This window comes from Algoriphagus ratkowskyi, from assembly GCF_002150505.1.
Lineage (GTDB): Bacteria > Bacteroidota > Bacteroidia > Cytophagales > Cyclobacteriaceae > Algoriphagus > Algoriphagus ratkowskyi.
Genome location: NZ_MSSV01000002.1, coordinates 162,399 through 173,542, shown reverse-complemented (window position 1 = coordinate 173,542; position 11,144 = coordinate 162,399). Strand labels below are relative to the sequence as shown.

Sequence of the window (11,144 nt, the reverse complement as noted above, 5' to 3'; positions counted from 1 at the left end):
TTGCAGACCAAAAGCCCTTTTCAAGAGTTAGTCAAATCCTCCTTAATGAAAACCATCTCAATGAAGTATGTTATTTGCAGCTTATTAGTTGCGCTCGTATTTTTCACTTCCTGCTCAGAGAACTTAATTGCGCAAGAGGAAAAAAGAACTGTTCAAGCACAGCACCTCGATTCCTTGTTCAATTTTAGTCATTCGAATGGAATGTTTAATGGAGCTGTTATGGTTGCAAAAAACGACACCCTTATTTATAAGAAAGCCTTTGGGTACGCCAACAAAGAAACTAAAGTAGAAATATCGACAGAATCAATTTTTTACATCGCATCGGTTTCCAAACAAGTAACTGCTATGGGGATTATGATGTTGCAGGAACAGGGTAAACTTTCTTTTGACGATAAAATCAAAGTCTTTTTCCCAAATTATCCAGCTTATCTTCAAGACATAACCATAAGACAACTGCTAAATCATACTTCAGGACTAACGGACACGGAATATTACAAGTTGACTAATCCAAGCAATGAAGACGTACTTGAAATTCTTATGAAGCAGGATTCTCTTGAATTGGAAAATGGAAAAACCTTTCGATATAGTAACTCAGGTTATGTGATGCTTGCCTTGATCATACAACAGCTTGCAGAAAAACCAATTGATCAATTTTTCGATGAAGAGATTTTTAAACCGCTAGAAATGGAAAATACTACGGCGACAAAATCATTGGTCGAGGCAAGTTCTCAGCTGGTTATAGGCTATAATCAAATTGGGACAATAAGTAGGTACGGATCTTCTGTTATCGGTCCTGGTGGAATCTATTCAACAGTGGACGATCTGGAAAAATGGAACAGAGCACTGAATTCAAACGAATTGGTTTCAAGTCAAACGCTAAGTGAGGCTTTTAAGAATGGAGAATTGAGCGATGGGCCAATATCCATCACAATGAATGGTGAGACATATGGATATGGTTTTGGGTGGATGCCCTATCAGAAAAACGGGAGAAATTATGTGCAACACGATGGAACAGTTGAAGGTTACAGGTCTTTGATAAAGAAAAACTTAACTGATGGCTACGACTATACATTTTTAACCAATCACGGAAATAGTCTTGCCATGGATGAGCTGACAAAGGCTATAGATAGTATCCTGGAAAAATCAGAGTATATACAACCGAAAATACCTATTGCGAATTTGATCGTAAAGGAGTTGGAAGCAGAGGAAGTAACAATCGCAATTCGTAAAATTAAACGTGCGATTAGCAAAAATCCAGAGGCTTATAAAATCGATGAAAGCAGTATAAATGGACTTGCATATACCTATTTGAGAGATGACCAGAAAAATATAGCTGTGGAGGTTTTCAAACTCAATTCAGAAGTATTCCCAAATTCCTTCAATGCCTTTGATAGCTTAGCTGAGGTCTATTTTTCAATTGGTCAGTTTGGGCTTTCAAAAGCAAACTATGGGAAATCTTTAGTATTAAATCCTGACAACACTAATGCCAGAGATATGATCGATCGAATCGAAAAAGCAACACCGGAAATTAATTAGTGCTTATAACTTCACGGGTAATTTGTTGTGCAGACAAGGATAGTACTTTGGACCTATTTTTTAGACTTCATAATCGATTGGTTTCGTGATCCGAAAGCTCTCTTATGAAGTAATGTAGAAGCCGGACAATTTTCATTTAGAAGCTTGGAGCAAGAGATCTAGTTAGAAATCCTTCTACTCATTTTTTCAAAAAAATAAATGAAGATCGCCCGAAAGCGAACAAAATTGTCCGTGTTGTAATTTACTAAATTCAGAATACCCGATTTTCTGCAATTTGAAGCTGGTTTTAGTGGCATAAAAGTGGAAATGTAAATAAGTGCAATGAGTCCAAGAATATAAACTCGAACTTATACAAAACACAAATTGACCAAGTCTGAAGACTTGAACCAATAAACCAATACACAAAGCCATGCTCAAAAACTACTTTAAAATCGCCTGGAGAAATCTTCAAAAAAAGAAGGTGTATTCATTTATCAATATTGTAGGATTGGGCGTTGGCATGGCTTGTTGTGTGCTGATTTTCATGTTTGTGCAGGATGAACTTTCCTATGACAACTACCATGAAAAAGGCGATCGGATTTATCGGGTTCTTCATGGGGAAGCGGCAGTTGATGGAGTGGAAGAAGGAAGTTCCACAGAAGACTTTTGGGTTTGGGGAAACGCTCCGATTGGACCAGCTATGCAGCTTGATTTTCCGGAGATCGAAAAAGTTGTTCAGTTCTCAGGTAGAGCAGATATTCTTTTCACCGTAAACGATCAAACTCAGCAGGAAGAGGGCGTTTTTTTTATGGATTCCACCACTTTTGATGTGTTCAGTTGGGAGCTAGTGGAAGGAAATCCAAAGACAGCGTTAGTAGCTCCATTTTCTGTGGTTTTGACGGAGAGCACTGCCAGGAAATACTTTGGTGATGTAGCTGCACTTGGTAAAACCATTAAAGGTAGCGAGGCTGCAGGAAGAGCAAATGCTGGGGACTACACGGTTACCGGAGTAATGAAAGATCTACCGTCCAATTCACATTTTAAATTCAACACCTTACTTTCTCTTAGTACATTTAAGCAGTCCCGGCCAGGAATTTTTGATGCTTGGGGCTACGTGGATACCTACACTTATTTCTTGGCAAATGAGCAATTTGATCAGGCGAATTTTCAAGCGAAAGTCCCTGGGTTTATAGAAAAAAGAGCTGGCGAAGATAATGTCCCAAATTATACTATAGCCATAGAGCCATTGAAAGATGTTTATCTCAGAACCGTAGCTCAGCGGCAGCCAGGCGATACGGGTTCGCTGACAAATATTTATGTATTCTCCGTCATAGGATTATTCATTTTGGCGATAGCCATGATCAATTTTATGAATCTATCTACGGCGCGATCCATGGAGCGGGCAAAGGAAGTTGGGATCAGAAAATCCATCGGTGCGGATCGAAATAGCTTGATATTTCAGTTTTTGGGAGAGTCCTTGATCATTGTGATTCTTGCTGCTATAGTCGCAGTGATTTTCGTGTCAGTGGCGCTACCGATGATGAATAATCTTACGGGAAAAGTGCTTGAGGTAAATCGAGTGATCAATTGGCAAACCATTGCAGTGTTTTTTGGGATTGTAGTTGCGATTGGGCTTTTGGCAGGATCTTATCCAGCATTTGTACTATCGAGCTTCAGACCAGTTTCTATTTTGAAAGGGATCAATAAATCAGATGCCCGAGGAGTGAATTTGCGAAAAGGATTGGTTGTCTTTCAGTTTAGTCTTTCCATTGCCTTGATAGCAGGTACTATCATCGTGTATTCTCAGATGAGTCATTTGCTAGACAAGGACATGGGGTTTGACAAGGAGCAGATGCTTGTGATTGACTATAATTACGATGAGCAAGTCAATAATGTGTCATCAGCTTTGGAAAGTGAATTAGAGAATATTCCAACGATTCAATCGGTGGCCTTTTCACGGTCTGTGCCAGGTAGCCATTTCCCTAATGCCGGAACAACGATTGAAAGCCCTGAAGGAGAGATGGTCATGATGGGTCAGGGTATTTTTCAGGTAGGTTTGGATTTTATTAATCATTTCGATCTTGAATTAGTTGCTGGAAGATCATATTCCAGAGATTACCCTTCGGATTCCACGTCGGCTTTGGTACTGAATGAAGCGGCTGCCAGACAATATGGCTATGCTAATCCTGCGGATATCGTTGGGAAAAAGTTTGACCAGTGGGGAAGAGCCGGGGAAGTAATCGGGGTAGTCAAAGATTTTAACTATATCTCTTTGCACAGCAAGGTGGAGCCATTGACCCTTCCGTTTGAGGCATATGCTAGTAGGTATGTGAGTTTAAAGGTGTCGGGAGATGATATTCCCGCTACGCTGTCACAAATAGAAAAGGTATGGAAGCAACTAGCTCCACATCGTCCTTTTATCTATAGCTTTTTGAATGAAGATTTCAATAAGCAATATGAGTCAGACTTCAGGTTCAGACAGATTTTTACCACCTTCTCCATACTGGCAATTTTGATTGCCTGCTTGGGATTGTTAGGTCTTGCTACTTACACAGCTGAGCAGAGAACAAAAGAGATAGGCATACGAAAAGTGTTGGGTGCAAATATCGGAAGCATCGTGGGATTGCTTTCCAAAGACTTTATCAAGTTGGTTTTGGTGGCGATTGTAGTCGCTACTCCTTTGGCTTGGTTTGCGATGAACAAATGGCTGGAAGGATTTGCCTATCAGGTGCCAGTTCATTGGTGGATATTCTTAGTTTCTGGCTTGTTAGCGGTGATTGTGGCTCTAGTCACTATAAGTTTCCAAGCGATCAAAGCGGCGATGATGAATCCGGTAAAGAGTTTGAAGAGCGAGTAATTATGTTGGGTGACAGATGTCGGGTGTCCGATGCTCATAGCTGCCGAGGTTAATTATAAATCTTTATGTGCCTGTCTGCCGGGAAGTAAGTTATTTCGAAGAAGGTGGAATCTTCTTGAAGATTTTGATTAGATGATTAGATAAAAACATATAAGTTCTCTCGATTAAAGGAGACCTGCTTTTCTGCACGGCATACACAACCCGAGGCGAAGCAATCATAATTACAAGATTTATGGCAATCTAAATTTTCCTAAGAATCTTCTCCATTTTCCGTCCCTTTGCCAATTCATCTACCACCTTGTCCAAGTACCGAACCCTCTGAGTAAGCGGGTTTTCGATTTCTTCTACCCGATAGCCACAGATGTTGCCAGTGATGAGATTGGCTTTGGGATTCAATTTCGCCTCTGCGAAAAATTTCTCAAAGCTTGATTTTTCTTCGATCTGTTGCTGGATCTCTTTTTCTGAGAAGCCAGTTAGCCACTCAATAACCTCATGCAATTCCTGCTTCGTTCTTCCTTTCCGCTCCACTTTGTTGACATAGTGCGGATAGACAGAGGAGAAGGTCATTTTTGCAAATTTTTCATCGTGATGACTAGTGCTCTTCATGTTCGTGTCTGGTTTGCTGCGATACTTCAAGATACGATAGCTCAAATCTCTTTGCCCACAAACGGACAAATTTGTTCGCTGAAATTATCTTTAAAGGTGGTTTTATGGCTAAATCAGGCTGCAAAGAAGGGTAAAGGCTGGCATGAAACTGGAAGAAACAACTTAGAAAGTTGCAAGTCAATAGCTTAAAAAATCTATTATTATCTACTGCGACCTCGGTGCTTCTCTCTGTGGGCACCGTGGCTATAAGAAACCAACCCACAATACATGAATTAACCATTACACCTAAACATCCTAACTCATGAGTCACATCGCCATCCCAATCCCTAACCTTCCAGGCAAACAAAATATCGACATCCAGGTCATCATCAACAACGAGGTAAAATCTCTTCATTATAAGGTGGAGCTTTTCTACTGGGATGATTGCCAAAATCCCACTGCGCATCGTGCAGATTGTATCTCAGAAATGCTGACGAAGCACGATCCTAACTGGACGGTTTATTACATAGGGGCACCCACGGATAAGTTTGTTCCGATCACTTTTGTGGATCGCGAGAGTAAAAAGTGGATGCAGGTAAGGTGAAGTGGGAAGTTGGAAGTGAGAAGTAGGAAGTGGGAAGAAAAAAATGAGTAGTAAAAAGTAGCTGTAGAATTAGTAGTAGGCTGAGGACAGAATGAACCATCCATAATTTTCAAATTTTTTCAATCCTAATAAACCATGTGGCGAAATAACATAAAAATCTCCTTTAGAAATCTCAGAAAGCATAAGTCACTCACGGTGATCAATGTGCTTGGAATGGCGGTTGGCTTGGCGGCATGTTTGCTGATCGGCTTGTATATTTTTGATGAATTGGCCTATGACAAAAACATCAAAGATGGCGATCTAATATATCGGGTCGCATTGGAAACTTCAGATTCCAAATGGGCGGGAAGTCCTGGGCCTTTGGCAGAAGGATTGAAAAATGACTTCGCAGAAGTGGAGAGTTCCACTCGTATCATGAAGTTCCCAGAGCTCGACCAAATGCTGTTGAAATCTGAAAGCAATGGGGAAGTGACTCAGTTTTATGAAACCAAAGGATATTATGTTGACTCGACCTTTTTTGAGGTAATAGGCTATGAGTTTGTTAGCGGAGTTAAATCAAGCGCCTTGAAAGCTCCGAATTCTGTGATTTTATCTGCTTCACTTGCGAAGAAGTTTTTTGGAGAAGCAGATCCTTTGAATCAGCCTATTACCATTGGATTGCCTTTCGGCGACTTTGATTATACTATCACGGGCGTATTCCAGGATAAGAATAGACAGTCACATATTGACGCGAATTTTTTCCTTTCCATGGAAAATAATGACATCGGAAATGCAGTCAATCGCATGACGAGTTGGGCGGCCAACAATATCTTCTACACCTATGTGAAACTAAAGCCAAATACTGAGTCCAGCGCTTTTGAAGCCAAACTCCAAGCATTTTTAGACAAGCATGGGGCGGCTGATTTGAAGGCGATGGGAGTGGAGAAAAGTCTGTTTCTACAACCTATTCAGGATATCTATCTTCATTCCAATGTAGAATATGAATTAGGCACAACTGGCAATATTACTACGCTATATGTCTTTGGCTCAGTGGCAGGATTTATCCTGCTAATCGCTTGTATCAACTTTATGAATTTGGCGACAGCCCGATCCGAAAAGCGCTCGAAGGAAGTTGGGATTCGGAAACTGCTTGGGGCTAATAAAGGTGGCTTGGTTCGTCAGTTTCTGGGAGAATCAATGCTTATTTCTCTCTTGGGATTATTTATTGCTTTTTTACTCGTCTCTCTTTTGATGCCTTATTTTAATCAGCTGACTGGAAAAGAGCTTGATATATATCATAGTGCTTTTCCATTAATTACAATCTTCTTACTGGCAATAGCGGCTGGTTTGCTTGCAGGCACATACCCTGCTTTTTTCCTCTCGTCTTTTACTCCAAGTTCGGTCTTGAAAGGGAAGTTCAGAGGAAGACTATCAGGATTTTCACTTCGTCAGGTTTTGGTTGTGTTCCAATTTGCTATTTCAGCCTGTCTGATTTTGATGGTTTTTGTGATCAAAAATCAATTGAGTTTTGTCCAAAATCAGGATCTTGGATTTAGTAAAAATCAACAGCTCATCATACCGCTTCAGAGTGAGGAAGCCGCTGGGAAATATGAAGTGTTGAAGGCAGGATTGCTTCAAAATTCTAATCTTAAGTCGGTGAGCATTGCAACTACTTATCCAGGAATTGAAAGCATAGAAAGTATGATGTACTATGCCGATGGACAGGCTAAAGATAATTTGGTAACTATCATCAATGCCTATGTGGGAGAGGATTATTTGGAAACGCTCGGGTTTACGTTGTTAGAAGGCAGAAGCTTTAATCAAGACTATACTTCAGAGTATCCTATGATGATTTTGAATGAGTCAGCGGTCAAGGCTTTGGGGTATCAGGTTACTGATGCAGTTGGCAAGAAAGCCCATTTCGATTGGGGAGGAAAATTGAACAGTTTGGAGATTGTAGGGGTGGTGAAGGATTTCAATTTTCAAAGTCTGCATAAGGAGATACAGCCTTATGCATTTATCAAAGGCAATAATGGTGGATACCTGATCGCTAATTTCTCTGGAAGCAATACCAATGAAGTACTGGCAAGTGCAAAATCTATTTGGGAACAAGCAGATCTGTCTGAACCATTTGTCTATTCATTTTTGGACCAGGACTTTCAGCGAAATTATGAGAAGGAAGAGCGAATTGCGAATATCATTATCGCTTTTGCTATGCTTGCTATCTTTATTGCTTGTCTGGGATTGTATGGACTTACGGCTTTTATGACAGAGCAGCGAACTAAGGAAATTGGCGTTCGCAAGACCATGGGTGCCACTGATTGGAGTATCGTGACTTTGCTTTCGAAGGATTTTGGAAAGACAGTTTTGCTGGCAATTATTATATCTATTCCACTCAGTATTTATCTAGCGAATACATGGTTGGAAAATTTCGCCTTCAAAATTGAACTGCAATGGTGGTATTTTGCTTTGACTGGACTTGTTGCTTTGATGATCGCGATGCTTACCGTTAGTTTTCAGTCTATCCGAACCGCACTGATGAATCCTGTGGAGAGCTTGAAGAGCGAATAAATAAATTTGGAATTTGAAATTGGCGACGCGAATAGCAGAGTAAGTAGTTAGGGGGATTTTGGTCTTTATTTGAATTGACTACATGCCACTTCTTACATCAGACCTTTTTACTTCTTTCCTTTTATTTTCCCTTTTTCTGGGCGAAACCAAATACTTTTTCGAGCAAAGGAGAGGATCTTGCGGAAATATTTTCCCTGATTTTCAATTCCTCCTTTGCTATTTCTATAAATAAGCCTTCAATCGCTTTTTTAGTCACATAAGCTGTGAGATCGGTATCTACTTTTTTCACAAAAGGAACCTTATTATATCTGGTCATTACATCTTGCCAGTATTTTGTTGCGCCGGTTTTTTTCAGGCTGCTGTCAATAATCGGCGAGAATTTCTCTGTGAGTGCAGGTGACGTAGTAGTGTTGAAATAATTCGTAGCCGCATTTTCTTCTCCCAAAAGGATGGTTTTCACATCGGAAATACTCATTTGCTTGATAGCATCGGTAAAGATAGGCTTCGCTTCTAAAGCTGCATCTTCAGCAGCATGATTTACACTGGTGATCACCTGATCAACCATGTTGTCCAGCCCAAGAGAACGAAGGGTTTTCTCAATGTTTTTAGCTTCTTCCGGAAAAAGGATTTTCACATCTAGATTACCTAAATATCCGTCTTTTGCTCCCAAACGCTCGGCACTTAATCCGGTGGCTTTTTCCAATGCTTCCTTGATACCGGAATTAATTTCTGCATTGCTGGGAATAGTAATTCCCTGTGCTTTGGCATCAATTATGGAAGAAAAGCTAATTATCGACACTATGATATAGGTGAAGAATTGGCCGAATGAAAGGTGGGATTTATAATTCATGGTAAATTATTTGGGATCATATTCTATGAGTGTGGTAAATAGGAAGTTGACGCCTCACTCGTATTTTGGTTTATCTACGAAGCTATTGGCAATTAGGGTTAAGTGTCCAAACGGATAGTTCACCTTGCAGTTCCGCTAGGATAGATTTTTTAATTGAATTGACTTACTTACTTGAAAAAATATGAGGATGGATTTTGCCAAAATCTCCTGTTGACAATTTACATCAACCCCTCAATCACCTCAGGAAAATGGGCATGCTCCAACGCATGCACTTTCTCTGCGATAGAATCTGGTGTATCGGACTCTGAAAGTGGGACAGACGCCTGAAAAACGATCCTTCCCTCATCGTAATTTTCATTAACCAAATGGATAGTGATACCAGTTTCGGTGTCGCCGGCAGCTTTTACTGCTTCATGTACGAAGCTTCCGTACATTCCTTTTCCGCCATATTTAGGCAAAAGTGCTGGGTGAATATTCACCATTTTATCTGGAAAAGCTCTGGTCAATTCAACTGGGATTTTTAGTAAAAAACCAGCTAGAATGACCCAGTCGATCTTTTCTGCTTTAAGTTTCTCCAGTAAATCACCAGCATCCATTTCCTTTCGGGTAAAAGTAATTGTAGGAACCTCGAATTTCTTTGCGCGCTCCAGCACAAAAGCATCTGCCTTGTTCGAAGCCACCAAAGCAATCTTCGCTTTGTCGGAAGATTGGAAATGTTCCATTATTTTTTCGGCATTGCTACCAGATCCAGATGCTAGGATTGCGAGACGTTTCAACGAGTTGATAGTTTTTGGTGGATTGCGAAATTAACGTATATCTGCTTCAAAGGCGCAAAGGCGATTGGCTTTTTAACTTTTGAGTTTTTTTGATCCTCAAAATGTTTTGAATTGATGACATAAAAATGTTTCTCACGTTACCGCTTTACCAGAGGCATGAATGTGCTATTTTCCATAGGTTTTAGTCTATTACCCACTTAGCTTCGTTTCTTGTGAAAACACTTTATTCAATGAGCAAAATATTTCTAGTCGTCACCATTTTAATTGTAGCAAGCAGCTGTGCATTTCGCTCAGTTCATCGTCACAAAGACATCACTTATACAGATTCGAATGCGAATCTTCCTACGAAACAATTGGATGTATATGCTCCCAAAAAAGCTGATAATCTACCTGTAATGGTGTTTTTCTACGGAGGAAGTTGGGAAAGTGGAGAGAAGAAAATTTATAATTTTCTTGGAAATAGGTTAGCTAGGAGAGAAGTGATTGTAGTGGTTGCGGATTATCCTCTGGCATCTGAATACACCATTCCAAGTATGCAGGAAGCAGCTTTGGAGGCTGTGAATTGGACGAAGGATCACATTGCTGATTTTGGTGGTGATACAGATCGGATATTCGTCTCAGGTCATTCTGCAGGTGGGCATTTGGCTTCCTTGATTGCAGTGAAGGAAGCGGAATTAGCTCCTTCGGAAAATGGGAATAAGTTGGCGGGGTCGATCTTAATTGACGCAGCTGGTCTGGATATGTATAGCTATTTGCAAGAAACCGGCAAAGGAGAGGGCAAGAAGTACTTAAATGCATTTACCGATGACCCAGCAGTTTGGAAGGAATATTCTCCGATGTACTTTTTGACCGATGATTTGTCGCCTATGCTGATATTGGAAGGTGAGCGTACATATCCTAGCATTCAAGGTAGTCGTGAGCGATTTATGAAGCGAGTTGGAGAAGTGGGAATTGAAGATGTTACGGTGAAAATCTATCCTAAGAAAAAGCATATTCCGATGATCACTCAGTTTCTATGGACACCGGGAAGAGTGTATAGAGACGTGTTGGGGTTTATAGAGGATAATTGAATTTATGGTCAAATTATTGAAATCAGATTCATCGGTACACATGCTGAATATGACAAAATTGATGCTATTACCATTTAACTAATTGTGGACATGGATAGGGATTTACCTGAGGTAGATCCAGTAGAAATGATTAAAATAAGAATGGAAGATTTTGGCTTTAATACTACAACTTTGGCCAAGGAAAATGGAGATAAAGGAACCGTTAGTAAAGTGCTAAATTATAAGCAGTCACTTTCATTGGCTATGATCAGGAAATTTAGCCATCTTCTTAAAATCCCTGCAGAAAGGCTGATAAAAGAATACCCTTTGAAAAAGGCTATTTGAAGAGCGACTAGGG

General features: G+C 40.2%; 9 protein-coding genes. 6 read left to right on the top strand and 3 right to left on the bottom strand.

The window, feature by feature from the left end:
- Positions 1-45 precede the first annotated feature (45 nt).
- On the top strand, positions 46-1,536 hold the full coding sequence (locus BVH02_RS02465) for a serine hydrolase domain-containing protein (RefSeq protein WP_158093850.1): 1,491 nt from the start codon (positions 46-48) through the stop codon (positions 1,534-1,536).
- A 409-nt stretch (positions 1,537-1,945) separates the two neighbouring features.
- On the top strand, positions 1,946-4,372 hold the full coding sequence (locus BVH02_RS02460; protein WP_086498496.1) for an ABC transporter permease: 2,427 nt from the start codon (positions 1,946-1,948) through the stop codon (positions 4,370-4,372).
- 240 nt (positions 4,373-4,612) lie between these two features.
- Here BVH02_RS02460 and BVH02_RS02455 read toward each other — a convergent pair whose 3' ends face one another.
- Positions 4,613-4,978, bottom strand: coding sequence for a DUF2200 domain-containing protein (locus tag BVH02_RS02455; RefSeq protein WP_086498495.1), 366 nt, complete (start codon positions 4,976-4,978; stop codon positions 4,613-4,615).
- 301 nt (positions 4,979-5,279) lie between these two features.
- Here BVH02_RS02455 and BVH02_RS02450 point away from each other — a divergent pair, with 301 nt between their 5' ends.
- Positions 5,280-5,561, top strand: a complete 282-nt coding sequence (locus tag BVH02_RS02450) for a hypothetical protein (RefSeq protein WP_086498493.1) — start codon at positions 5,280-5,282, stop codon at positions 5,559-5,561.
- A 135-nt stretch (positions 5,562-5,696) separates the two neighbouring features.
- Complete coding sequence (locus BVH02_RS02445) at positions 5,697-8,111, top strand: ABC transporter permease (RefSeq protein WP_086498492.1); 2,415 nt, start codon at positions 5,697-5,699, stop codon at positions 8,109-8,111.
- A 121-nt stretch (positions 8,112-8,232) separates the two neighbouring features.
- Here BVH02_RS02445 and BVH02_RS02440 read toward each other — a convergent pair whose 3' ends face one another.
- Together BVH02_RS02440 and purN are read right to left on the bottom strand one after the other, a co-directional pair.
- Positions 8,233-8,961 (bottom strand): DUF4197 domain-containing protein, encoded by a 729-nt coding sequence (locus BVH02_RS02440; RefSeq protein WP_086498490.1) that lies wholly within the window; start codon positions 8,959-8,961, stop codon positions 8,233-8,235.
- Between the two features lie 218 nt (positions 8,962-9,179).
- A complete protein-coding gene (gene purN, locus BVH02_RS02435) occupies positions 9,180-9,737 on the bottom strand; it encodes a phosphoribosylglycinamide formyltransferase (RefSeq protein ID WP_086498488.1) in 558 nt (185 codons plus the stop codon).
- Positions 9,738-9,967: 230 nt separating this feature from the next.
- Here purN and BVH02_RS02430 point away from each other — a divergent pair, with 230 nt between their 5' ends.
- Together BVH02_RS02430 and BVH02_RS02425 are read left to right on the top strand one after the other, a co-directional pair.
- Positions 9,968-10,807 carry an alpha/beta hydrolase gene (locus BVH02_RS02430; protein ID WP_086498487.1) on the top strand — a complete coding sequence of 280 codons (840 nt, stop codon included), beginning with the start codon at positions 9,968-9,970 and terminating at the stop codon, positions 10,805-10,807.
- A gap of 90 nt (positions 10,808-10,897) precedes the next feature.
- A complete protein-coding gene (locus tag BVH02_RS02425; RefSeq protein ID WP_191278302.1) occupies positions 10,898-11,131 on the top strand; it encodes a helix-turn-helix domain-containing protein in 234 nt (77 codons plus the stop codon).
- The last annotated feature ends 13 nt before the right edge of the window (positions 11,132-11,144 follow it).

Bases quoted from the DNA above. Each gene is read 5' to 3' on its own strand.
- BVH02_RS02465 (WP_158093850.1), top strand. From the start codon at position 46: ATGAAAACCATCTCAATGAAGTATGTTATTTGCAGCTTATTAGTTGCG.
- BVH02_RS02460 (WP_086498496.1), top strand. From the start codon at position 1,946: ATGCTCAAAAACTACTTTAAAATCGCCTGGAGAAATCTTCAAAAAAAG.
- BVH02_RS02455 (WP_086498495.1), bottom strand. From the start codon at position 4,978: ATGAAGAGCACTAGTCATCACGATGAAAAATTTGCAAAAATGACCTTC.
- BVH02_RS02450 (WP_086498493.1), top strand. From the start codon at position 5,280: ATGAGTCACATCGCCATCCCAATCCCTAACCTTCCAGGCAAACAAAAT.
- BVH02_RS02445 (WP_086498492.1), top strand. From the start codon at position 5,697: ATGTGGCGAAATAACATAAAAATCTCCTTTAGAAATCTCAGAAAGCAT.
- BVH02_RS02440 (WP_086498490.1), bottom strand. From the start codon at position 8,961: ATGAATTATAAATCCCACCTTTCATTCGGCCAATTCTTCACCTATATC.
- BVH02_RS02430 (WP_086498487.1), top strand. From the start codon at position 9,968: ATGAGCAAAATATTTCTAGTCGTCACCATTTTAATTGTAGCAAGCAGC.
- BVH02_RS02425 (WP_191278302.1), top strand. From the start codon at position 10,898: ATGGATAGGGATTTACCTGAGGTAGATCCAGTAGAAATGATTAAAATA.